This is a genomic window from Entomomonas moraniae (genome assembly GCF_003991975.1).
In the GTDB taxonomy this organism is placed as follows: domain Bacteria; phylum Pseudomonadota; class Gammaproteobacteria; order Pseudomonadales; family Pseudomonadaceae; genus Entomomonas; species Entomomonas moraniae.
On the sequence record NZ_CP029822.1, the window covers coordinates 2,132,665 to 2,156,089 of the forward strand.

Consider the following 23,425-nt stretch of genomic DNA (forward strand, 5'->3'; position numbering starts at 1 on the left):
CACATCCCTTTATTACCGTACTATTCAATAACTTTTACTTGCCATAACCAATAAAAATATTAAAAACAATTAGTTAGAATAATTAATTTATTTTTTATATTTATTTTTAGTGATCTTAAACATTAGTCTACCTTTCAACCAATACGATTATACTCAATGTAAAACGCAGACTGATTAGCTAATTAAATACGTCTCTCGACAGGATTAAAGCATTCCTAGCCATGGGATACAGCAATCAAACTCTATGATAATAATACTTTTTTACTATATCTCGTGTTTATGCCTCATAAAAAAACTTATTCCTTAACAAAATATGCATATATCGAATTTTTCTTAAAATCCTCTAAATCTAATCATAGCAATGGTTATAGAAATAAAGAATAGCCTCCAAGTTATCAATAATTTTTAATTTTATTTATTATCTTTTTTCAAAAAAAAAATGGTTACGAAAGCTACTCATACAACAAAAGCATAATAACTTCTCTTTTTTTTCATTTGTATACTAAAAACGTACTTATTGATAAGTATCTATATTGCACAAGTAATACCTAGGTTAAATCACTTGTGCAATATAGGTCGCATTTTATTCAAATAAGAACAGCCTCATGCATTGATAACACAAGCATAGACTGGTGCTGCAAAACAGGAGTATTTAGTATGAGTAGAAAAGTTACTGTGGGTACGACCCAAATGCATTGCAGTTGGGATATTAATGACAACATTGCCCGCGCAGAGAAACTAGTAAGAGAAGCCCACTCCAAAGGTGCAAATATCGTTTTACTGCAAGAGCTTTTTATGACGCCTTATTTCTGTATTGATCAAGACATGAGGCATCTAGAAATAGCCCAATCAATAGATAACAGTCCTTTAATCAAACACTTCCAAGCCCTAGCCAAAGAACTTAACGTCGTATTACCCCTTTCATTCTTCGAAAAATCTAACCACGCTTATTTTAACTCGCTCGTCGTTATTGATGCTGATGGTTCTGTTCTTGATGTTTATAGAAAGACACAAATACCTAATGATTTTGGCTATCAAGAAAAACAATACTTCACTCCCGGCGACACTGGATACCGTGTTTGGGACACAAAATTTTGCCGTATCGGTGCTGGTATTTGTTGGGACCAATGGTTCCCAGAAACACAACGCTCATTAGCACTCATGGGCGCAGAGCTTATTTTCCACCCTACCGCTATTGGTAGTGAACCCGGTGAAGGGGTAGAAGCTTACGATAGCCAACCCCACTGGACCCGCGTTCAACAAGGGGCTGCGGGAGCTAATATGACTCCGGTTATAGCAGCCAATCGCATTGGCACAGAAACCAGTAAATTTAATAAAGACCTTAAAATAACCTTTTATGGCTCTTCTTTTATAGCAGACCATACAGGCGCTTTAGTAGTACAAGCCGACAAAGTAACAGAAGGTGTACACGTACACACTTTTGACCTCGACGAAATTGCTAAGCAACGTGATTGGTGGGGTATTTTCCGTGATCGTAGACCAGAGATGTATAACATTCTTACAACATCCGATGGTAAACATGCATTTAGCGTAACAAGAGGTAAATAAGATGGACTTAACAACATTAGCAAGTCGCCCTAGTAACGATGGATTTTGGATGCCTGCAGAGTGGGCTCCCCATGAGGCAGTATGGATGTTGTGGCCATATCGATTAGATAACTGGCGTGAAAGCGCAAGACCCGCTCAACATAATTATGCTGCCGTTGCAGAAGCAATTAGTGAAGCAACTCCTGTTTTTATGGGAGTGCCTGAAGAGCTCATCTCTCAAGCTAAAAGAATACTTCCTTCAACAGTCACTATTGTTCCGATGGAAAGTGACGATGCATGGGTGCGTGACTGCGGCCCTACTATTGTAATTAATGAAAAAGGCGAACGCCGTGGTATAGACTGGATTTTTAATGCTTGGGGCGGTTTAAAAGGTGGGCTTTATTATCCTTGGGATAAAGATGAGCAAGTAGCACCCCAAATATTAAGCCACCATAAATTCAAACGCTACCAAGCACCTCTTGTCATTGAAGGTGGCGGTATCCACGTAGATGGTGATGGCACTTGTATCGTTACCGAAGAAGTTCATTTAAATCCAGATAGAAACCCTGCATTAACCAAAGAACAAATCGAAGATTTCTTTCGTGACTACCTCAATATAGACAAAGTCATTTGGTTGCCTAAAGGCGTTTATGAAGATGAAACATCGGGCCATATTGACAATATGTGTTGTTTTAGCAAACCTGGTGAGCTTTTATTGACATGGACTGATGATGAAAAAGATCCTCAATATGAGCGTTCACGACTAGCCTTAGAAGTCCTTGAAAAAGAAACTGATGCCAAAGGTAGAAAGTTACTTGTTCGTAAACTCCAACAACCCGGCCCTCTCTACATCACAGAAGAAGAAGCCGCTACCATTCAAGCAAGCCCGGGGATGGATCGTTCAGCAGCTCACCGATTAGCAGGCTCCTACGTCAACTTCTTAATTACTAATGGTCGAATTATTCTTCCACAATTTGACCCAAACACTGATGCAAATGCAGTCAAAGTCGTACAAGAAGCCTTCCCTGATCATAAAATCGTTGGAATAAATAGCCGTGAAATATTACTTGGCGGTGGCAATATCCACTGTATAACACAGCAAATTCCAAGCGGTCGTATATAACGTTTGTACCTGTCATCAATACTTTTGATGATAGGTGTTTCTAAGCAAATTTAAAATTATTTATTCCATGGGGGATCTATGGCAGATTCATCATCAGGTAGTGCTACGAGCACAACCGCTACCAATGGCGGTGGAGCAACTAAACAGCTAGGTGTATTAGCAATGACAATGCTTGTTGTCAGTGCTATGTTTGGTGGCGGGGTATTTAACATACCTCAAAACATGTCCCAATCAGCTGCATTAGGCGCAATCATTTTAGCGTGGATTATTACCATTCTAGGTATCTTCTTTCTTGCAAGAACATTCCAAATATTAGCAGATGTTAGACCTGACATGACATCAGGTATCTATATGTACTCACGTTCAGGCTTTGGAAAGTTAGTAGGCTTTCTTATTGCATGGGGATACTGGATGTCAGCAGCCTTTGGTAATGTCGGCTATGCCGTATTATTAATGGATGCATTAAATTACTTCTTCCCTCCTTATTTTAAAGGGGGTAATACATGGCAAGCTATTTTATGTGCCTCTGTTTTTATTTGGGGTTTAAGCCTATTTGTAATGCGCGGGCTCAAAGGCGCATCATTACTCAATAATATTGGTACTGTCGCTAAATTTGTACCCATTATACTATTTATCCTTATTGCTGGTTATTTCTGCTTCTCTGGCCATTTATTCACCTCCGACTTCTGGGGCAACGTCGCTAACAAAGCACTTGAAGATAAACCGCTGGGTGGTTTAATGGATCAAATTAAGAGCACCATGCTCGTCACCTTATGGATGTACATTGGTATTGAAGGGGCGGTCGTTATGTCAGATAAAGCGAGCCCCCGCACAGTTAGTAAAGCGACCATCTTAGGCTTTTTAGTCGTCTCTATACTGTATGTCCTAATCTCTATTCTACCTTTTGGTTTCATGTCTCAAGGAGATATGGCTACCTTAGCGCCTCCTTCTACAGCCGCTATTTTGAAGCAATTGGTTGGAACATGGGGTGAGGTGGTTATTAACCTAGGGGTGATTATTGCTCTACTCTCCTCTTGGTTAGTTTGGACATTGCTTGTTGCTGAATTGCCATGGGCTTGTGCAAAAGACGGCACATTCCCTAAAGTATTTGCTAAAACCAATAAACAAGGTATCGCTTCTGTCTCACTTTGGGTTTCTACGGTGATTATGCAGGCAGCAATGCTACTGGTTTACTTCTCTAATAATGCATGGAATGTCATGCTATCTATTACAGGAGTGGTTCTTTTACCTGCCTATATTGGCTCATCCGCCTATTTATGGAAAATCGTCGCTCAAAAACAATACCCTGCCAAAGCAATGCACACGGCTAAAGCGGCTATTGCTATCAGTGTTTTAGCTACTGTTTACGGTTTATGGTTGGTTTTCTCTGCAGGCTTGCAATATTTCCTTGTGGGTTCTGTTATTTATGCTATTGGCCTCATTGTCTTTATTTGGGCAAGAAAAGAAGAAGCGCCTAAAGAAGCTGTATTCAATAAAATTGAATTGATTGTTGCTCTTGTATTAGTTGCTTTAGCTATCATTGCATTGTGGATGCTCTTTACAGGAAGACTTCCAACCGTATATACGCCTTGATTTTTATAAAGAATAGTTAGTTGTTAATTCACATGAATTACTTGGAGTTAATATGAATACGTTAAAACCTTCTCAAAAAACATTTACTGTAGGAAAATGGATGCCTTCTGACCAAGAAACCCTTTCTGCTTGGCTGAAAAAAATTATGGAAAAGGCCGATAAAGACACGGGGCCACTACTCCCTTCTGTAGAAAATTTAAAAAACTTCATTGAGAACGATGCAAAAGCTTACATGTTCTTCAACCAAATGTTTGACCAAGTTTCAAGAAAACAAAAAGAGTCGCCTACTGGACTTCCTCAAGTACGCGACTACCAACATATGTTACGCTTATTCAATGCTATCATGACCCATACTCCCGAATTTGATGAAACGGGATTGGTCGGTTGTCCTTTCAATGCCATATTAGATTGGTCTATGGCTACAACCGGAGGATGGGCAGGTTTTATTAATGATAAAGTCAATACACATTTAAAACTGATTCTTGATGAATGGGCTGTTTTCTTAAGATCTCATGAAAGTACCAGTGTATTAAATGATGATCCTAAAAAAGGTTGGTTTGGTGAAGATGCTAAAAAAGCAATGCCCACATTTGTCGATGATTTTGAATGTGATCCCACAAAACCTCACTATGGTTTTAAATCTTGGGACGACTTCTTTACACGTAAGTTTAGAGAGGGTGTAAGACCTGTTTGCGAACCAGAAAATAATGCCGTTATTGTCAATGCTTGCGAGTCTGCACCTTACCGCTTACAACACGGTGTTCAACTAAGAGATAGATTCTGGATTAAAGCCCAGCCTTACGCGCTACAATTTATGATGGATAATGATCCATTTACAGAGCAGTTTGTAGGTGGAACTATTTACCAAGCCTTTTTAAGTGCGTTAAGCTATCACCGTTGGCATTCACCTGTATCAGGCCGTGTTGTTAAAACCAAGCTAATTGAGGGGACATATTATTCAGAATCCTTAAATACTGCATTAGACCCAGCAGGGCCAGACTACTCACAAGGTTATATTTCAGAAGTAGCTACCCGTGGCTTAATTTTCATTGAGGCAGATAATCCTGATATAGGTTTAATGTGCTTTATGGCGATAGGAATGGCAGAAGTTTCTACCTGTGATATCACAGTCTTTGAAGGGCAACAGGTGAAAAAAGGACAAGAGCTTGGCATGTTCCATTTCGGAGGATCAACTCATTGCCTATTCTTTGGTCCACATGTTGATCTTGAGTTTGATCTTCATGGGCAAACACCTAGCTTAGACAGTCATAACATTCCAATCAATGCACGACTTGCTACAGTTAAAAAATCTAAATAAGACAAAGTCCCTCTCTCTGATTAGAGAGGGGACATTATAATGCTTCTATTTAAATATTAATAAAATAAAAAATAACAAGAAGATAGTCTAAAAAAGACAAATATATAATACCAAGATCGAATAATCATATTTTTTCAATTGTGTAGTATTAGAACCCCAAATAAATAATCAAGGAAAGAACTACATGAAAAAAATTATTTTGGCTACTGCTTTAATTATGGCATCTTCTTTTACAATGGCCGCTGCAGAAAAAGGCCCATGGACGTTAGTTGATATACAAAAAGTATACTATCTCCAAATCTGTCATTATCAAAGAGCCGAAACAGTAAATACAACCACCCTAATAAACAATGCCTATACTGTAGGCTTTGGTCGTTGCATCGCGCCAACATTCTAATTAAGCGCTTGAGTATAAGTAAAATAATTTATCTTACTTATACCCTTACAACAAGCATCCCTACTTAGGTGCTACATTCCTCATCATTTCAGCAACAGCCTTTTTTGTAGCCTCATCAGGCATAGGGGAAGGTGATAAAACATTTGTTGTAATATCTACACCTGATAATTTAATTGCTTCTTTCATTGCGCCAAAAAATGGTGGCCCCATTTGATATAAAGGCGGAATATAAGAAAGTTGGTTTTGTAATTTTTGAATAGTTGCAAAATCACCCTTTTGAAACGCTTCATAAATACCACATGTTAAATGAGGTGCAAAGTTTGCACTTGCTGGTACACAACCATCCCCACCAATAAGTAGCGTGCTCAACAAATACTCATCAAAACCACAAAATACTTTAAAATCAGGACGTTCTGATTTAACTTCCATGATGACCGCGCGGATATGGCTGATCGTATCAACGGTATCTTTAAGTCCAATAATACTAGGAATTGTTTTCGCAATACGTTTAATCAACGGAATGGATAAACTTTGCCCTGTAGCCCCTGGAAGATTATATAAAAATGCAGGGATAGACACTTTTTCCATCACTTTTGCAAAGTGTTGATAAATAGCCTCTTCTGAGAGTTGTGCATAATAAGGATTAAGTAAAACCAATCCATCTGCCCCAAACCGTTCTGCTTCTTGTGCATACTCAATCACTGAGGTAGTGCCACAAGCAATCGCCCCCACTAACACAGGAACGCGCTTATTCGTATAACTAACACAAAACTCAACAACCTCTGAACGGAGCTTATCCGTCATATGCATTACTTCGCCAGCACTGCCAAGGAAAAACAAACCGTGCACGCCACGCTTAATATTGGCGTCAATCATATTCTTCATACCTGCTGGATTGAAAGAACCATCCGCATTGAAGATAGTAGCCACAGGAGGAATAATTCCATAAAAATCCGTCATATCATCACCCTTTCATTTAATATTACTGTATTACTTATCATTAATACATCGATCTAAGACGCGTTAAAAACTTTGTGATAAAACTTATAAATCAAGTGAACGCTTCCAAAATAAAAAGTCATACTGCTCAAGTCGATCCGCTTTCACTTTATAATCACCACTGGCCGTATCAATGACTCTTTCAAATAATCCCATACTGACTTCATGCATGGGTTTTCCATCAATAATGGGACCACAATCAAAATCAATCATATCGCTTAAGTGCTCAGCTATTTCAGAGTTTGTAGCAATCTTGATCACAGGCACAATCGGGTTACCTGTTGGCGTTCCTAGTCCCGTTGAAAAGATAACCACATTACAACCTGATGCTACCTGCCCTGTCACAGCGTCCACATCATTCCCAGGGGTACAAACAAGAGAGAGTCCCGCATCAGCCATTGGTTCACAATAATCAACCACTGCGGCTACAGGAGCATTACCCCCTTTCTTCGCTGCACCAGTTGATTTAATTGCATCGGTAATTAAGCCGTCTTTAATATTTCCCCAACTTGGGTTATCTGAAATAGACGTATCAAAGAAGTTAGCTACTTTTTCATACTTAGCCATCAGATCAATAAACTTTTGCTTTTTCTCTACCGTATCACAGCGAGAGATAATATTACCCTCCGCACCACAAAGCTCAGGAAACTCAGCCAGCGCTGAACCGCCACCAAGGCTTACCACGTAGTCAGATACAATTCCCATGGCAGGATTTGCAGAAATCCCAGAAAAACCGTCAGAGCCGCCACATTTAACACCAATTTTCAATTTCGATAATGGCACGTCCGAACGACTATATGCATTCGCTTTAGGTAACAACTCTAAAGTGCTTTTCAATGCATCCTGCATCATCTCCTCTTCACTTGCCCAATCTTGTTGGCGATAGAATAAAGCAGGCTTATTAAAGTTTGAATTACGTTTTTTTAGCGATTCTTTAAACATCTCAATTTGAGTTTTTTCACAACCTAGACTAAAAACAGTGATTCCTGCCACATTGGGGTGATCCGCATAAGCGGCCAGCACATCACTAAGAGATTGACAATCTGATGCAGCTCCACCACATCCACTGGTAACAGAAATAGCTCTCACTCCATCGATATTAGGAAATGGTTTAACATCATTTAATGCATCCTTCTCTTTATTCACTAATTGACGTGCATAGTTTTTTAAACTGAGACTCGAATAGCCTAAAGCCTCATTTAATGCATTAGTCAGTTTATTGACATTTCTATTTTCACAGAAAACTAAAGGCAATATCAGCCAATAGTTAGCTGTTCCTACACGACCATCTTCTCGAACATAGCCTTTAAAGGTACGGCCTTTAAAACTTGACACATCTGGGGCATGCCAAGAATATTGGGTATCTGTATTCAATGTAACAGGTGCCGCGTAATGCTTAATATTTTCAGTGGTAATCACTTCGCCTTTTTTTATTGGCTTTGTCGCTTTACCAACTGCTGTACCATACATACTCACCACACCACCAACGGCAAGGTCTTCTGTTGCAAACTTATGCTTTGCATGAACATCTGTTACTAACGTGAAGCACTCCCCTTTCCACTCAACCACTTCACCCTTTTTTAAGTCTTTAAGCGCAACAATCAGATTATCGCTTTCTTCTATTCGTAAAATTTTTATCATCATGGCTCTCCACAAAATCAATTTGGAACGTTAGGATATTAATACCTTATTAATTTATTTTATTTGTTATCCTGAAGTCCTTTTTTAAGTGAGTAAATTAAAACCGCGCAAACTACTAAGAACATAGCAACGACAATGAGACCTGCACGTGAACTATCAAAAAGAGTATCTGTATGCACTTTTATCATTGGTGCTAAGAAGCTAAAGAAAGCCCCCATCGTAGTACAGAAGCCGATACCCGCGGCCAATGCAGGGCCAGAAAGAATTTGCGCAGGGAATGTCCAAAACACAGGTTGAACAGCCAACCCACCGATAGCACAAAGACTAAGGGCAATAATAGCAACCGTAGGTCCTGCATAAACAGAAACGATTAAGCCAATGGCAGCGATAGCAATACAAGCGGTAGCGATTTGAACGCGTTTTTCAGCCATTTTATCTGCATAGCGAGGAATAAAATAAACACCTACCGCAGAGCACGCCCAAGGGATTGCTGCAATAAGCGATGCTTTAAAACCAATGGTAGTACCCATTAACTTAGCGACTTGTTCAGGTAAGAAGAAGATTAACCCATAAACACCCACTTGAATCAGTCCATAAATCAAAGCTAAATGCCAAACACGTACACTTTTTAATGCATTCAGAGCACTGCTTGTTTGGGTTTTTTGCTCTTCCGAAGCTAACTGAGTAGCTAATGCATCACGCTCCTCCTGTGTCAAATGTCTAGCAACACGAGGATTATCATCCAAATAAAAGTAGACAAAAACACCTAAAAGCGCTGCTGGCAAACCTTCTAGTACAAACATCCAAGTCCAACCTGAATATCCCAAAAACCCATGTAGCTCTAATAAAGCACCTGAAATAGGCGTTCCCAAGGTCAACGCACAAGGAACACCCAATACGAAAATGGCAATAACAGAAGCTCTTACCTTATTAGGAAAATAAATCGCCGCTAGCAAGAGTATTCCAGGATAAAAACCTGCCTCAGCAATACCGAGGATAAAACGTAGTACAACAAACTCTGTCTCACTCGTTACAAATCCAGTACAAGCTGACAGCACACCCCAAACAACAGTTGTTAAGCTAATCCAAACTTTGGCGCCTAACTTTGTCATTAAAAGATTTGCGGGAATACCAAAAAGAGCATACGCCGCAAAGAAAATTCCCGCCCCTAATGCATAAGCGGAATCTGACAGGCCGATATCTACTTGCATCGCATGCTTTGCAAAGCCAACATTAACTCGGTCAATAAATGCGATGAAATACAGAATAAACATGAGAGGTACAAGCCTCTTCCATGTCTTACTAATAGCAATATTTAATACAGGGTTATCATACGTCGTGATTTTAGTCATCTTATACCTCACGATGGGATCTTCCAGAATCCTAGTTATCTATATTCGATACCCTTTAAAAATTAGCCCTTATTACATAATGACATATCAACACGATGCCAACATTACAACAGGTTCACTAATTTTTAAAAAGCTTCACCATTCACTTTGCTGCAACATCAAAACTAATCGCTTAATCAAAACATAGCTCTTTACTATGAACTCTGATTAAAACATGAATTAATTGTTCGTATATACAAACTCAATTCATATTAACAAATAACTTACTGTAATGAATATTTCCTGTCAAGACTATTTAAAATATCTCTTGATATAAAAATGACATAAAACAAGAGATAGAAAAATCAATGATAAAAAGATAGCGATACGCGATTAATGTTGTATATAGTCAGACTGCATTGATACAATATTAACAAGGCTACTTAAATCCATTTACTGCCTTTAAAACACTGTATCAAGGGAATTCTATGAGAGAAGAACTGCATCGTCCGACTATCCGTGTTTTAGAAATTCTTGAATGTCTAGCTGATAAAAAAGAAGGCATTACACTAACTGAACTCTCGACGATTACCGGCTATTCAAAAAGCACTATCTTTCCTATCATAAAGACATTAGTTGAGTATAACTATGCTAAATCTGACGATTCCCTACGCTATACCTTAGGTTTCAGAGCTTGCGTATTGGCAAGTGCTTTTACAAACTCAAGTCAGTGGCTGAGCCTGATACATCAAGAAATGCAACAAATTGTGGATAACTGCGAAGAAGTTTGTCAGCTTGGTGTTCTCGATGGGGACCATGTGCTTTACATTGATAAAGTTCAATCGAAAAGAACTGTACAACTTATCTCATACATAGGAAAACGCCTCCCTGCTGAAAAAACGGCACTAGGAAAGACACTGATTGCTAATTTATCGGATGCAGAAATATTAAAAATATTCTCAAGCAGTCAAAAAAATATCAATATCAACAAATTACTTAACGGTGTTAGATTCGTCAAAGAGCATGGCTATGCAATAGATGACCGAGAAGTCAATGAAGAAACAAAATGTTATGCCGTAGCACTTTATCAACACAACAAGCCTATAGCTGCACTCAGCGTTTCTTTACCTTTTTTCCGAGACACACCAGAAACTAATCAAAAAATACTGCAACAGCTTTTTGAAACGAAAAAACAAATTGAAACCGCATTTAATGCTTATACAGGCACTATTGAACTGGTTTCAAGGTAGTCTAAAAAGTAAGCTAAAAGCTATCATTATCGAATAACAACTAGCCTTAACAAGCCTAATAATAAAAGCTAATTTGTAGTCCTTCACGTTGAGATAGCCTCAATATCTCACTATCTTCTCTGCATTATTAGACCAATGTTGGAACCGTTGAGCTCATTAAATAATATATACTTATCGAAATTCCATATTACTAATATGAGCTTATAAAACATCATCATATTGCTAGATTAATCAGATTATGACCTAAAGCAATATACAGCATAAATTGCCAATATTTGATATTCAAATATTAGTTTACTTGATAAGCTTGAATTATATTAGGAGGCAGTAATGGATATAGAGAAAACTCAGACTAGAATTATCCAAGAATTTGTACCTGGTAAGCAGGTTACATTGGCACACCTTATTGCTCATCCCGGAAAAGATCTAGCACAAAAGATTGGTGTTCCTAATGCCGAAGCTATAGGCATTATGACACTAACACCTAGTGAAACAGCTATGATCGCTGGAGATTTTGCAACCAAAGCGGCCAGTGTTGAAATTGGCTTTCTTGATCGTTTCAGTGGTGCACTTGTCATTTATGGAACAGTAGGTTCTGTAGAAGAAGCACTTAATCAAACCATTCGTAATCTATCTAATGTTTTAGGTTATGCGGTTTGTAGTGTGACGAGGAGCTAACAAATGTTGACTCGACGCTATGTTTTAGTAGGTTCTGTAGGTGCTGGTAAGACTTCCCTCTTTAATGCACTTAACAATGATTATGGCATAGCAGTTAAAACACAAGCAGTCGCATTTGATGATCAAGGTGGTGTTGATACACCCGGTGAGTTTTTTAATCATCCCAGACTTTACTCCGCACTAATTAGCACAACCACAGAGGCAGAAACTATTATTTATGTCCATGCCGCCAACGATAAAACCTGCCGTCTTCCCAGTGGTTTACTAGATGTTTATAGTAATAAAGAAGTCATTACTGTCATCACTAAAATAGATTTACCAGACATAGATCTTATCGCCATAAAAGAAATGCTAATGGCTCACGGCCTAAAAGAACCCTTTTTCGAAATTTGTACTTATGATCCAAGCAGCGTCCAAACACTCGCTGACTACCTAAATCAGGATGGACAATCTAAAAGTCTAAGAGGAAAGCACAATGAGTAAGCAATTAATCACCGCCGAAACAATTCGTGAAATAAAAGCGAAAGGCCAAACACAAATTGAAATGAGCCCTGCTCATTGCATTATTACGCCTGAAGCGAAAGAAGTTGCAGAGCAATTAGGTGTTGAAATCATTGATAAAAGCTGTCCTAACAATGTTGTATCAAAACCATCTACTACCAGTCCTACTCCTGTTAAAGAAAAAACTTCTGATGTGACAAGCTTAGACAAAAAAGCACTTGCGGCTATAAAAGAAGCAATCATTGCTAAACTTCCCCAAGGTGCCACCATCAGTGATACATTGATTGATCAGCTTGTTTGCCGAGCCATTAAAGAAAACAAGCATAATCAAGCAACAAATACTGCATCAAACAACCGCCCTACAGGTATAAAGGTGGTCAAAGGCAGTGCAACTAAACTTGATATTTTTGAAGGTGCTGGGAAAGAAAAACGCGTAGGTATTGCCGATGTAATTACAGGCGATGACAACAGCAGCATGGCTGCAGGCTATATGGCTTGGGAGAACGCTTTTTTCCCTTGGACACTTAACTATGATGAAGTAGATGTCATTCTTGAAGGTGAATTACACGTTCGCTGCCAAGGTGAAACCACTATCGGAAAAGCAGGCGATATCCTCTTTATTCCTAAAGGATCATCTATCGAATTTGGTACACCAACTAAAGTTCGCTTTGCTTATATTGCTTGGCCTGCAAACTGGCAAGAGCAATAAAGATCAACCAATAGGAAGATATCATGAGCAACTTTATTACAGAAGACTGGCTAAGAGCAAATTACAGCCTAAGCGATGGAACAGAAATCCATCTGCCTGCTACTTGCAAATTAACACCTGCTGCTCGTGGATTAATCACCGACCATCACCTTGTTGTTAAATATTACGATGAGCAAGGTAGGTTATTTATTGAGTCCGATGATGAAAATACATCCACTAAAACAAACGATACAAATGAGCAACCAGTACTCAAACAGGTCCATGGCCTAACAAGCCAACAAGGGTATGACGCAGCAGAATGCCAACTTTGCCATCAGGCTGTTCAAAAAAAGCCTGACACAATGACCCATTTAAATGCGCACACGCTCGTTTCAAAATCAGATCCGAGACTTGCTTTTCGCGCTAAACTAGACAGCTGCATTGCTATGGCCGTTTGGTTACAAATTGAAGTCAGTAAAAATCCACAGCAATGGTTAACTGATATTCGCTCAGTACTCGGTAACATCATGCGTGCTGACGCACTCAATGAGCCGCTTAGTAATTTTATGATCGGTGGGTTAAATGAAGAAGCAATTCATAAATTTTCACATAACCCACTGAAATACTTAGGACATGATCATATTGTTCCTAGTGCAGAACACGGCCGTGATGCCTGTTTGCTCAATTTATTACGTACCGAAGTAAGAGAAGCAGAAATATCAGCTGCCTCTATTTTTATAAACCGTGATTTAGTTGTCTCAAGACCTGATTTAATGCAAGGATTAAATCGATTATCTAGTGCAATATATGTACTGATGCTTTTATGTGTCCAGTATGAAACTAATTCAATCTGGCCAACTAAAGACACACTCACCTCCAAACTAGGAGTGCAATAATGGATCTTCTAGAACGCTGTCAAAAACAGGCAAAAGCCAACCCTAATTGGATTGTATTTCCTGATGCTCTAGATATCAGAGCCATACAAGCAGCTATTCATATTCAGCAACAACAACTGGGTTACCCTTGGCTATTAGGTAATCCAGAAGAGCTTCGTAAACTATGTGAACAACATAATTTACCTTTTAATCAATTAAATATTATCGATCCTACCATTTCTGAATGGTTACCCGAGTTTACGGCCTATTTAGCTAAGAGAATGCCAGATAAACCCATTGAGGAGCTAAAACAAAGCATCAAGGATCCCCTTTGGTTCGGCGCAGCAATGCTAGCAACAGGCAAGAGTGATTACTGCATTGCAGGCAATCTTTCTTCTACGGCCAATGTACTGCGTGCAGGGTTAAGAGTATTAGGGTTAGCACCTAATAATAAAACGCTCTCCTCCATCATGATTATGGTTTCTCCTGACAGTAAGCAAGTTTTTGGCTTTGCAGATTGTGGCGTTGTTCCACAACCAACCGAATCGCAACTAGCCGACATTGCTATTAGCACTGCAAAAAGTTTTGAAGCTATTACCGATCAAACACCTCGTGTTGCCATGTTGTCATTTTCAACGAAAGGTAGCGCTAAGCACAATGCTGTTACGGCTGTTCAACAAGCAACAGCCCTCGTACAAGAACGTATGCCAGATTTAGCAGTAGATGGTGACCTACAATTTGACGCTGCTTTTGTAGAAAGTGTTGCCAAACAAAAGGCACCTAACAGCGCGGTAGCAGGCAAAGCCAATGTTTTTGTATTCCCTTCATTAGAAGCAGGAAACATTGGTTATAAAATTGCACAACGACTAGGGGGCTACGAAGCCATTGGCCCTCTTATTCAAGGCATAAATGGTGCGATGCACGACCTTTCAAGAGGTTGTAGTTGGCAAGATATGGTTCAAGTAGCCATGCTTGCTATAAAAATGCGTAGTAATAAATAAAGAATCCGTTTCTATCAAGCAATTGATAGAAACACTAGAAAGCTTTTCATCGGTATGCAGTATCAATGAAAAGATTAATTAGGTGGCTTGCCACTTGTTTTTAATCCCTAACGGGTGAATAACTGAGAGGAATTTATAATGGAAGCTTTAGGCATAATTGAAACTAAAGGTTTAGTAGCACTAATCGAAGCCTCTGATGCGATGGTAAAAGCCGCTAGAGTGAAATTAGTGGGTTATAAACAAATTGGTGGTGGTTTAGTAACTGCAATGGTACGTGGTGACGTTGCTGCATGTAAAGCAGCAACAGATGCTGGTGCTGCTGCTGCTCAACGCGTTGGCGGTGAATTAGTAGCTGTACACGTAATTCCACGTCCACACAGCGACTTAGAAAGCATATTCCCAATCAAGATGTCTGCTGAAAACCCTTTGGAATAAGTGGAAGCATTATAAATTGAGGTGTGTTTTTACCCACACCTCAATTATCCAAATCGTTTTTAGCTTAGCATGCTATACAAAGCTATTACATCATTGAATTGTAATAGACGTGGATGTTTTGCTGTTCATTATGGCATGTTAATAAAGGAGGACTCATGAAATTAGCCGTTGTTGTAGGGCAAATCGTTAGTACTGTCAAATTGCCAAGTGTTGGGCATGACCGCTTATTACTTGTAGACATTATTGATAAAGATGGTCTACCTGGTGAGCGTCTTGTTGCTACTGACTCTGTGGGAGCTGGCGATGGTGAGTGGGTCTTAATTGTTAGTGGTAGTGCAGCACGTAAAACCATGCCATCAACAAATGATACTGAAGCACCTATTGATGCGAGTGTTATTGGTATCGTAGATGAAGCAGTTGTTAATGGTAATGTTTTCTACCATAAGTGAGGTATACAGTGGATATCAATTCAAAAGAAATCGAACAAGTTGTCAAAGCAGTTTTAGCTTCCATGGGCAGCCAACAAACAACTACATCAACAACGACATCTAAAAAAGTTGCTGAAGGTGTATTTATCGAATTAGATGATGCCGTTGCAGCAGCTAGAAAAGCACAAGAATCATTAAAAACTGTTGCAATGCGTAATTTAGCCATCGCAGCAATCCGTAAAGCAGGCGAACAATACGCAAAAGAACTAGCTGAGTTAGCTGTCGCCGAAACAGGAATGGGACGTGTAGCTGATAAAACCACCAAAAATTTAGCACAAGCCCGCCTAACACCGGGAACAGAATGCTTACGTCCAGAAGTTGTCACTGGTGATAACGGCTTGACGTTAATTGAAAATGCACCATGGGGTGTTGTTGCATCGGTTACTCCATCAACAAACCCAGCTGCCACTGTTATCAATAATGCTATTAGTATGATTGCCGCAGGTAATAGTATTGTTTTTGCACCACATCCAGCTGCCAAAAAAGTATCTCAACGTACTATAACTGTCTTAAATGAAGCAATTATTGCAGCAGGCGGACCTGCAAATCTTCTTGTGACTGTTGCAGATCCTAACATTGAAACAGCTCAACGCCTATTTAAATACCCTGGAATTGGTTTACTTGTTGTAACAGGTGGTGATGCAGTTGTTGAATCAGCACGCAAACATACCGACAAACGTCTTATTGCTGCAGGTGCTGGAAACCCTCCAGTTGTGGTTGATGAAACAGCAGATATTGAAAAAGCAGCTCAAAAAATTGTATTCGGAGCATCTTTCGACAACAACATCATTTGTGCTGATGAGAAAGTCGCTATTGTAGTTTCTTGTGTTGCAGATCAGCTAATTTCAGCGATGCAAAAACATAATGCTGTACTCCTAACAGCAGAACAAGCCAAAAAGCTCGAGCCTATTTTATTACCAAAAATTGATCAAAACGGTAAAGGTACTGTAAGCAGAGACTGGGTTGGTCGTGATGCTTGCAAAATTGCTGCTACAATTGGTTTAAATGTTCCTGAAGAAACTAAATTACTCATTGTTGAAACTCCAGCAGACCACCCATTTGCAGTAACTGAAATGATGATGCCTGTACTGCCTATCGTACGTGTTAAAGATGTTAATCAAGCCATCGACTTAGCCGTAAAACTTGAAGGTGGTTGTCACCATACAGCAGCCATGCACTCTCGTAACTTAGAGAACCTAGATAGAATGGCTAACGTTATTGATACGACTATTTTCGTAAAAAATGGTTCCTGTATTGCAGGATTAGGCTTTGGTGGTGAAGGTTGGACAACAATGACCATTACAACACCAACAGGCGAAGGTGTGACCTGTGCTCGTACATTCGTCCGTTTACGCCGTTGTGTATTGGCTGAACATTTCCGTATTGTTTAATGTAGCTTAGGAAAATATCATGACCCAAAGAGATATCAAAAATTGGTTAAACCCTCGCTTACAGATGGCTGACAAGCAGTTACATCAAACTGATAAAAAGCCTCTTAAAGGAAATGACCCATTTTTTCTTGGTATCGATTTGGGAACATGCAATATCGTCTCAATGGTCATTGACAAAGAAGCTAATCCGATTGCTACACGTGTAGATCAAGCCGATGTTGTACGTGATGGTATTGTTTGGGACTTCTTTGGCGCAACACAAATCGTCAGAAAGCAACTTGAAAGCTTACAGCAACAGCTAGGGGTTGAGCTAACAAAAGCCTCAACCTCCTATCCCCCTGGGACAGAACCACGTATTTCTGTGAATGTATTAGAGGCTACCGGTTTAGAAGTGACCAGTGTTATAGATGAACCCTCTGCCGTTGCTCAAATGCTACATCTAAAAAATGCAGCTGTCGTTGATATTGGTGGTGGAACAACAGGTGTTGCAGTTATTAAAAATGGAGAGGTTATCTATTCTGGAGATGAAGCAACAGGTGGTCACCACGTTTCTCTTACCTTGGCAGGTAACTTAAAAGTTCCAGTGGAAGAAGCAGAGCTAACCAAAAAACAGCAAGGTAAAAAAATATGGCCTGTCGTACGCCCTGTTTTTGAAAAAATGGCAGCGATTGTTCAAGAGCATTTAACTCCTTTTGATGTTGACGAAATTTATTTATCGGGCGGTTCTTGCGCACTACCTGGTGTTGCAGAGTTGTTTAGCCAGCTTTTTCCAAAGCAACGTGTAATATTGCCCACACTACCTATTTTCATTACCCCTCTTGCAATTGCAACTTATGGGATGGATAAATCATGCAGCTAACCGAAGTCAGCCATATTGTTTATCAAGCACTAGACATGCTCAACACCCAGACGGTGCGTGAGTTTAGCGTCCCTCCTCAAACCTTTATTGGAGCAGGAGCGTTAGTGCGTTGTGGACAAGCTATTGCTGAAAGGGATTTAAAACGTGTTTTCATTATTGTCGATAACTACCTACATCAACAAAATATTGATGACGGCTTATATCGTTCACTAAATAATGCCAATATAGAATATGAAATCATCACCTATGCAGGTGGTGAGCCAAGTAGCCAAGTCGTAGAAGATGCAGCTAAACAACTAATTTCTGCTCAATGTGACAGTGTACTTGCGTTAGGTGGCGGCTCTGTTTTAGATGCAGCTAAAGTAACTGCAATGCTCGCAGCTAATGCTAACTTACCAATTGATAGCCTAGCAGACAGCCACCTTAAACTAAAAAAACGTCTTCCCTTAATTGCAATTCCAACAACTGCGGGTACAGGGTCAGAGGCAACCAATATTGCCGTTATCACCAACACCTCAACAGGAATTAAGCAAGTACTTGTACACCCACAATTAATTCCAGACCTAGCTATTATCGATGCTTGCCTAACCCTAGGTGTACCTGCTGAAATCACAGCAATTACGGGGATTGATGCCTTAACACATGCCATAGAAACTTATGTTGCATTATATACAACACCGCTTACCCGTGGCTTTGCACACCGTGCAGTTAACCTTATTGGTAAAGCATTACCTATTGCAGTAGGACAAGGCTCTAATATTCCTGCTAGAGAGTCCATGATGCTTGCTTCTTACATGGCGGGCATGGCCTTCTCTAATAGTGGCTTAGGCTTATGCCATGCAACAGCACATCAAATTGGTAGCACATACCATATACCACACGGCATGTGTAATGCCATTATGTTACCCAGCGTTATGCGCTTTAACCAACTAGTATGTGAGCAAGAGTATGCTGAAATCGGCCATGCCCTTACAGGCAAAAGCATTACAGCAGATGAAACCATTCATGCTATACAAAAACTAATTAATGGTGTAGGACTTTCTAAAAAATTAGCCGATTTTGGTGCTAAAGCAGAAGACTTACCTAAACTCGCAGATGCCGCAACACAAGACATCTGTTTAACTACAAACCCTAGAACCGCAACAGCTGATCAGATCATAGGGGTCTATCAGAATGCGTTAAATACTTAACACACGCTTGATTTAATTAAATAGAATAGGAGTTTAGCCAATGGGTATTAATGAAGTTATTGTCTATATCATGATGGCCTTTATGCTAATTGCGGCAATTGACCGTATTTTTGCTCAATTTGGAGGGTCAGAAACTGTTCTACAAAAAATAGGATTAGGGAAAGTCGGTAAAGGTATTGATGGATCAGGTGGGCAGTTTGAAGAAGGTTTTATGGCTATGGGTGCACTAGGTTTAGCCATGGTGGGAATGACAGCTCTAGCGCCTGTTATTGCTACTGTATTAGGCCCAGTGGTCATTCCAGTATACAAAGCACTAGGTGCTGACCCAGCGATGTTTGCAGGTACTTTACTAGCTTCAGATATGGGTGGGTACTTCCTTGCCAAACAATTAGCTACAACCCCAGCAGCTCAGCTTTACTCAGGTGTTTTATTAGCTTCAATGATGGGTCCAGCAATTGTATTCACCATCCCTGTTGCATTAGGTATAATTGATAAATCAGACAGACGCTATCTTGCATTAGGTGTTCTTGCAGGTATTGTAACCATTCCTGTCGGTTGTATTGCCGGCGGTCTAGTCGCTATGATGTCTGGTGCAAGTGTTGATGGGCAAACAGCTGAATTCACATTAATCTTTATCTTAGTTAATATGATTCCAGTTATTATCATTGCAGCACTTATTGTTCTAGGCTTAAAACTTTTCCCTGAAAAAATGATTTCGGGCTTCCAAATTTTCGCCAAAATTTTAGTAGGGATTATCACTGTGGGCTTAGCCGCCGCGGTTCTAAAATTCACAACAGGCTGGACATTTATTCCTGGTCTTGACCCAATCTTTAGTACGCAACCTCCTGCTTCTGAAGACATGAGAGCAATGGAAGTTATTGGCTCTATCGCTTGTATTTTACTCGGCGCTTATCCAATGGTATTCCTTATTACACGTTGGTTTGAAAAACCTCTTATGAAAGTAGGTGGTTTATTAAACATGAACAATATCGCCGCAGCGGGAATGATTGCAACCCTTGCAAATAATATCCCAATGTTTAGCATGATGAATAGAATGGATAACCGCGGTAAAGTGATTAACTGTGCCTTTGCTGTATCAGCAGCCTTTGCATTAGGTGACCATCTAGGATTCGTTGCAGGTATTGGCGTTTCAACCATGATATTTCCAATGATTGTTGGAAAATTAGTCGGCGGTATCAGTGCAGTAGGTGTTGCTATGCTAATTGCCCCGAAAGCTTCTGACGCAGAATCAGTACCAAGTATTGAGACTGAAACCCCAGTCTCCAACGAAAAAGCAGAATAGGAATACGATCATGGCAAGTACTGTAATTCGTAGCGTCGGCATAGATGTTGGTACAACCACGACTCAGGTCATTTTTTCTCGCCTTGAGTTAGTGAATCGTGCATCAATCTCTCAAGTGCCCCACTACGAATTTACAAAACGAGAAATTGTTTATGAAAGCCCAGTTATCTTTACGCCTATTGACTTTGAAGGTCGTATTCGTGAAGAAGAACTACTTGCTTTCATACTAGATCAATACAAAGCAGCAGGTGTTACACCTGACGAACTCGAATCAGGCGCTATCATTATTACGGGGGAAACCTCTAAAGCACGTAATGCTCGCCCCGCAGTCATGAGTTTAGCTGAGTCCTTAGGTAATTTTGTTGTTGCTACAGCAGGGCCTCACTTAGAATCTATTATTGCAGGGCATGGCTCGGGGGCAAGTGAGCTTTCGCGTACGCTCATTGGTCGCGTATTAAATATTGATATTGGTGGCGGTACCGCTAACTATGCTTTATTTGAAGCAGGTGAAACCGTATCATCTGCTTGTATCAATATTGGTGGCAGACTATTAGAAACCGACCAACAAGGTCGGGTGATTCGTGCTCATGCCCCTGGCAAATTAATTTGTCAGACGTTATTTGGTTCTCAATGTGATCCCTTAACACTGACAAGGCATCAACTAACCCAAGTAACAGACTTGATGGCTGACTTATTGTACCAAGTCGTCATAGGCCAACCATCAGATTTAGCAAATCAATTGATGATGACAGACCTTATGCCAGCCTCTGGGGTACTTAATGCACTGACTATTTCTGGCGGTGTAGGTACCTATGTTTATCAACCAGCAACAGATGATGAACTCTTTAAATTTGGAGACATCGGCCCACTACTTGCTCGCTCGATTGCTAACCATGCAGGTTTTAATACACAAACATTAAAACAACCTAAACAAACTATTCGTGCTACTGTTATTGGAGCTGGGGCTCATACCCTATCCTTATCAGGCAGCACTATATGGCTAAAAGAAGTTCAACTACCGATTCGTAATATTCCTGTAATTCATACCAAAGTCAGTGGGGATCCATTAGACAAAGATGAGTTACTCTCTGCTTGGCAACAAGCAGTAACTCAACATGATTTACTTGCTGAAAAAGATCTCTATGCTTTAACACTACCTAACAATCTGCCTGTTACCTATCGGGCGATACAACAGTGTGTGGAAGCTTTAGTGAGCTTTACAGCGCGTCATACTAACTCTCAACCACTCATTATTATTGCCCGTCAAGATCTTGGCAAAGTACTGGGTATGTTACTACAACCTCAACTATCAGGTAGAACCTTAGCTGTTATTGATGAAGTAATAACACGAGAAGGTGATTATATTGATATTGGCAACCCACTATTTGGCGGTGAGATAGTTCCTATTACTGTTAAATCATTGGCTTTTCCTTCGTAAAGGAGTGTAATTAATGAAACTTAAAACTCAACTTTTTGGTCAAAGCTACCAGTTCAAAGACGTAAAAGAAGTCTTAGCAAAAGCAAATGAGCCTCGTTCAGGTGACGTTTTAGCAGGGGTTTCGGCTAGCACATCACAAGAACGCGTTGCAGCAAAACAAGTGCTTTCTGAACTGACTGTTGCAGATATCCGAATGAACCCTGTGGTTCCTTACGAGGAAGACTGCATTACTCGTCTCATCCAAGACAACATTAACGAAACGTCATATAACAGTATTAAAAACTGGACAATTGGCGAACTACGTGAATATATCTTATCTGATGATACAACAGATGACCAAATTGCTTTTTTACGTAAAGGTATTAGCTCAGAAGTAGTGGCTGGTGTTGCTAAGATTTGCTCCAATGGAGACTTGATCTATGGCGCGAAAAAAATGCCTGTTATCAAACATGCCAATAATACCATCGGCTTGCCAGGCCATTTTGGTTGCCGCTTACAACCTAATGACACCCGTGACAATGTAAAAAGTATTGAGGCACAAATTTATGAAGGCCTATCTTATGGCGCAGGGGATGCTGTTATTGGTGTTAACCCAGTAACAGATGATGTTGAAAACCTTCGTCGTGTTTTAGATACCATTTATGAAGTAATCGACAAGTACAATATTCCTACTCAAGGCTGTGTATTAGGCCACGTATCTACGCAAATGGAAGCCATCCGCAAAGGTGCACCTGGTGGATTAATTTTCCAAAGTATCTGTGGTAGTGAAAAAGGCTTAAAAGAGTTTGGTGTCAGTTTAGAAATGCTCGACGAAGCCCAAGCTGTAGGAAGAGAATACAACCGCATTGCTGGCAGTAACTTCTTCTATTTTGAAACAGGCCAAGGTTCAGCCCTTTCAGCTAATGCACACTATGGCGCTGACCAAGTCACTATGGAAGCACGTAACTATGGTCTAGCGCACCACTACAATCCATTTATGGTAAATACTGTTGTTGGGTTTATTGGCCCAGAATACCTTTATGATGGACGCCAAATTATGCGTGCAGGATTAGAAGATCACTTTATGGGTAAATTAAGTGGTATTTCTATGGGCTGTGATACTTGCTATACCAACCATGCTAATGCTGATCAGAACGTCAATGAAACACTAGCAATTCTTCTTGCTTCTGCAGGCTGTAATTTTATTATCGGCATGCCTTTAGGTGACGATATTATGCTTAACTACCAAACATCTGCATTCCATGATACAGCGATGGTACGCCAATTACTTAATCTACGTCCTGCGCCTGAGTTTGAACGTTGGTTAGAAAGTATGGGTATCATGAGTAATGGCCGTTTAACTAGCATCGCTGGCGACGCTTCTCTTTTCTTTTAATAA

22 protein-coding genes are annotated in these 23,425 nt (G+C 39.9%); 19 read left to right on the forward strand and 3 right to left on the reverse strand.

Going from position 1 to position 23,425, the window contains the following annotated elements:
• Positions 1-657 precede the first annotated feature (657 nt).
• From aguB to DM558_RS10035, 5 genes are all read left to right on the forward strand, one after another.
• Positions 658-1,569: an N-carbamoylputrescine amidase gene (aguB, locus tag DM558_RS10015; protein WP_127163899.1), complete on the forward strand. Its 912-nt coding sequence runs from the start codon at positions 658-660 to the stop codon at positions 1,567-1,569.
• A gap of 1 nt (position 1,570) precedes the next feature.
• On the forward strand, positions 1,571-2,671 hold the full coding sequence (aguA, locus tag DM558_RS10020) for an agmatine deiminase (protein WP_127163900.1): 1,101 nt from the start codon (positions 1,571-1,573) through the stop codon (positions 2,669-2,671).
• Positions 2,672-2,749: 78 nt separating this feature from the next.
• On the forward strand, positions 2,750-4,264 hold the full coding sequence (locus DM558_RS10025; protein ID WP_127163901.1) for a basic amino acid/polyamine antiporter: 1,515 nt from the start codon (positions 2,750-2,752) through the stop codon (positions 4,262-4,264).
• A 52-nt stretch (positions 4,265-4,316) separates the two neighbouring features.
• On the forward strand, positions 4,317-5,582 hold the full coding sequence (locus DM558_RS10030) for a phosphatidylserine decarboxylase family protein (RefSeq protein ID WP_127163902.1): 1,266 nt from the start codon (positions 4,317-4,319) through the stop codon (positions 5,580-5,582).
• Positions 5,583-5,766: 184 nt separating this feature from the next.
• On the forward strand, positions 5,767-5,979 hold the full coding sequence (locus DM558_RS10035; protein WP_127163903.1) for a hypothetical protein: 213 nt from the start codon (positions 5,767-5,769) through the stop codon (positions 5,977-5,979).
• Between the two features lie 60 nt (positions 5,980-6,039).
• Here the strand turns inward: DM558_RS10035 and DM558_RS10040 are convergent, their stop codons facing one another.
• The 3 genes from DM558_RS10040 to DM558_RS10050 form a co-directional block, all read right to left on the reverse strand.
• Positions 6,040-6,939 (reverse strand): dihydrodipicolinate synthase family protein, encoded by a 900-nt coding sequence (locus tag DM558_RS10040; RefSeq protein WP_109701836.1) that lies wholly within the window; start codon positions 6,937-6,939, stop codon positions 6,040-6,042.
• 84 nt (positions 6,940-7,023) lie between these two features.
• Positions 7,024-8,622, reverse strand: a complete 1,599-nt coding sequence (locus DM558_RS10045; protein ID WP_228411733.1) for a UxaA family hydrolase — start codon at positions 8,620-8,622, stop codon at positions 7,024-7,026.
• A gap of 56 nt (positions 8,623-8,678) precedes the next feature.
• Positions 8,679-9,971, reverse strand: a complete 1,293-nt coding sequence (locus DM558_RS10050) for an MFS transporter (RefSeq protein ID WP_109701834.1) — start codon at positions 9,969-9,971, stop codon at positions 8,679-8,681.
• Positions 9,972-10,438: 467 nt separating this feature from the next.
• Between DM558_RS10050 and DM558_RS10055 the strand changes: the two genes are divergently transcribed.
• The 14 genes from DM558_RS10055 to DM558_RS10120 all read left to right on the forward strand — a co-directional run bounded on the left by DM558_RS10055 (position 10,439) and on the right by DM558_RS10120 (position 23,422).
• The gene (locus DM558_RS10055) at positions 10,439-11,200 is read left to right on the forward strand and encodes an IclR family transcriptional regulator (protein WP_127163904.1); all 762 of its coding nucleotides are present in this window, start codon (positions 10,439-10,441) and stop codon (positions 11,198-11,200) included.
• A gap of 330 nt (positions 11,201-11,530) precedes the next feature.
• The gene (eutS, locus tag DM558_RS10060) at positions 11,531-11,878 is read left to right on the forward strand and encodes an ethanolamine utilization microcompartment protein EutS (protein WP_109701832.1); all 348 of its coding nucleotides are present in this window, start codon (positions 11,531-11,533) and stop codon (positions 11,876-11,878) included.
• Between the two features lie 3 nt (positions 11,879-11,881).
• A complete protein-coding gene (gene eutP / locus DM558_RS10065) occupies positions 11,882-12,361 on the forward strand; it encodes a EutP/PduV family microcompartment system protein (protein ID WP_109701831.1) in 480 nt (159 codons plus the stop codon).
• Positions 12,354-13,088 (forward strand): ethanolamine utilization acetate kinase EutQ, encoded by a 735-nt coding sequence (gene eutQ / locus DM558_RS10070; protein ID WP_109701830.1) that lies wholly within the window; start codon positions 12,354-12,356, stop codon positions 13,086-13,088. The genes eutP and eutQ overlap by 8 nt, the downstream gene beginning before the upstream one ends.
• Before the next feature lie 23 nt (positions 13,089-13,111).
• Complete coding sequence (gene eutT / locus DM558_RS10075; RefSeq protein ID WP_127163905.1) at positions 13,112-13,963, forward strand: ethanolamine utilization cob(I)yrinic acid a,c-diamide adenosyltransferase EutT; 852 nt, start codon at positions 13,112-13,114, stop codon at positions 13,961-13,963.
• Positions 13,963-14,943, forward strand: coding sequence for a phosphate acetyltransferase (gene pta, locus DM558_RS10080; RefSeq protein ID WP_127163906.1), 981 nt, complete (start codon positions 13,963-13,965; stop codon positions 14,941-14,943). The genes eutT and pta overlap by 1 nt, the downstream gene beginning before the upstream one ends.
• A 138-nt stretch (positions 14,944-15,081) precedes the next feature.
• Positions 15,082-15,378 (forward strand): ethanolamine utilization microcompartment protein EutM, encoded by a 297-nt coding sequence (gene eutM, locus DM558_RS10085; RefSeq protein WP_109701827.1) that lies wholly within the window; start codon positions 15,082-15,084, stop codon positions 15,376-15,378.
• Positions 15,379-15,533: 155 nt separating this feature from the next.
• The gene (locus DM558_RS10090) at positions 15,534-15,827 is read left to right on the forward strand and encodes a EutN/CcmL family microcompartment protein (protein ID WP_109701826.1); all 294 of its coding nucleotides are present in this window, start codon (positions 15,534-15,536) and stop codon (positions 15,825-15,827) included.
• Positions 15,828-15,835: 8 nt separating this feature from the next.
• The gene (locus DM558_RS10095; protein ID WP_228411734.1) at positions 15,836-17,257 is read left to right on the forward strand and encodes an aldehyde dehydrogenase family protein; all 1,422 of its coding nucleotides are present in this window, start codon (positions 15,836-15,838) and stop codon (positions 17,255-17,257) included.
• Between the two features lie 19 nt (positions 17,258-17,276).
• Positions 17,277-18,116: an ethanolamine utilization protein EutJ gene (gene eutJ / locus DM558_RS10100; protein WP_127163907.1), complete on the forward strand. Its 840-nt coding sequence runs from the start codon at positions 17,277-17,279 to the stop codon at positions 18,114-18,116.
• Complete coding sequence (locus tag DM558_RS10105) at positions 18,107-19,306, forward strand: iron-containing alcohol dehydrogenase family protein (protein ID WP_127163908.1); 1,200 nt, start codon at positions 18,107-18,109, stop codon at positions 19,304-19,306. Before eutJ ends, DM558_RS10105 begins: the two co-directional genes overlap by 10 nt.
• A gap of 40 nt (positions 19,307-19,346) precedes the next feature.
• Complete coding sequence (eutH, locus tag DM558_RS10110; RefSeq protein WP_127163909.1) at positions 19,347-20,609, forward strand: ethanolamine utilization protein EutH; 1,263 nt, start codon at positions 19,347-19,349, stop codon at positions 20,607-20,609.
• A 10-nt stretch (positions 20,610-20,619) separates the two neighbouring features.
• Complete coding sequence (locus tag DM558_RS10115; RefSeq protein WP_127163910.1) at positions 20,620-22,047, forward strand: ethanolamine ammonia-lyase reactivating factor EutA; 1,428 nt, start codon at positions 20,620-20,622, stop codon at positions 22,045-22,047.
• A 13-nt stretch (positions 22,048-22,060) separates the two neighbouring features.
• Positions 22,061-23,422, forward strand: coding sequence for an ethanolamine ammonia-lyase subunit EutB (locus DM558_RS10120; RefSeq protein WP_127163911.1), 1,362 nt, complete (start codon positions 22,061-22,063; stop codon positions 23,420-23,422).
• Positions 23,423-23,425 lie beyond the last annotated feature (3 nt).

Coding starts and splice junctions, on each gene's coding strand:
- eutJ (WP_127163907.1), top strand. CDS start 17,277: ATGACCCAAAGAGATATCAAAAATTGGTTAAACCCTCGCTTACAGATG.
- DM558_RS10050 (WP_109701834.1), bottom strand. CDS start 9,971: ATGACTAAAATCACGACGTATGATAACCCTGTATTAAATATTGCTATT.
- DM558_RS10115 (WP_127163910.1), top strand. CDS start 20,620: ATGGCAAGTACTGTAATTCGTAGCGTCGGCATAGATGTTGGTACAACC.
- DM558_RS10025 (WP_127163901.1), top strand. CDS start 2,750: ATGGCAGATTCATCATCAGGTAGTGCTACGAGCACAACCGCTACCAAT.
- aguA (WP_127163900.1), top strand. CDS start 1,571: ATGGACTTAACAACATTAGCAAGTCGCCCTAGTAACGATGGATTTTGG.
- eutH (WP_127163909.1), top strand. CDS start 19,347: ATGGGTATTAATGAAGTTATTGTCTATATCATGATGGCCTTTATGCTA.
- eutQ (WP_109701830.1), top strand. CDS start 12,354: ATGAGTAAGCAATTAATCACCGCCGAAACAATTCGTGAAATAAAAGCG.
- DM558_RS10090 (WP_109701826.1), top strand. CDS start 15,534: ATGAAATTAGCCGTTGTTGTAGGGCAAATCGTTAGTACTGTCAAATTG.
- eutT (WP_127163905.1), top strand. CDS start 13,112: ATGAGCAACTTTATTACAGAAGACTGGCTAAGAGCAAATTACAGCCTA.
- DM558_RS10105 (WP_127163908.1), top strand. CDS start 18,107: ATGCAGCTAACCGAAGTCAGCCATATTGTTTATCAAGCACTAGACATG.
- DM558_RS10045 (WP_228411733.1), bottom strand. CDS start 8,622: ATGATGATAAAAATTTTACGAATAGAAGAAAGCGATAATCTGATTGTT.
- eutS (WP_109701832.1), top strand. CDS start 11,531: ATGGATATAGAGAAAACTCAGACTAGAATTATCCAAGAATTTGTACCT.
- pta (WP_127163906.1), top strand. CDS start 13,963: ATGGATCTTCTAGAACGCTGTCAAAAACAGGCAAAAGCCAACCCTAAT.
- DM558_RS10030 (WP_127163902.1), top strand. CDS start 4,317: ATGAATACGTTAAAACCTTCTCAAAAAACATTTACTGTAGGAAAATGG.
- eutM (WP_109701827.1), top strand. CDS start 15,082: ATGGAAGCTTTAGGCATAATTGAAACTAAAGGTTTAGTAGCACTAATC.
- aguB (WP_127163899.1), top strand. CDS start 658: ATGAGTAGAAAAGTTACTGTGGGTACGACCCAAATGCATTGCAGTTGG.
- DM558_RS10040 (WP_109701836.1), bottom strand. CDS start 6,939: ATGACGGATTTTTATGGAATTATTCCTCCTGTGGCTACTATCTTCAAT.
- DM558_RS10055 (WP_127163904.1), top strand. CDS start 10,439: ATGAGAGAAGAACTGCATCGTCCGACTATCCGTGTTTTAGAAATTCTT.
- eutP (WP_109701831.1), top strand. CDS start 11,882: ATGTTGACTCGACGCTATGTTTTAGTAGGTTCTGTAGGTGCTGGTAAG.
- DM558_RS10035 (WP_127163903.1), top strand. CDS start 5,767: ATGAAAAAAATTATTTTGGCTACTGCTTTAATTATGGCATCTTCTTTT.
- DM558_RS10120 (WP_127163911.1), top strand. CDS start 22,061: ATGAAACTTAAAACTCAACTTTTTGGTCAAAGCTACCAGTTCAAAGAC.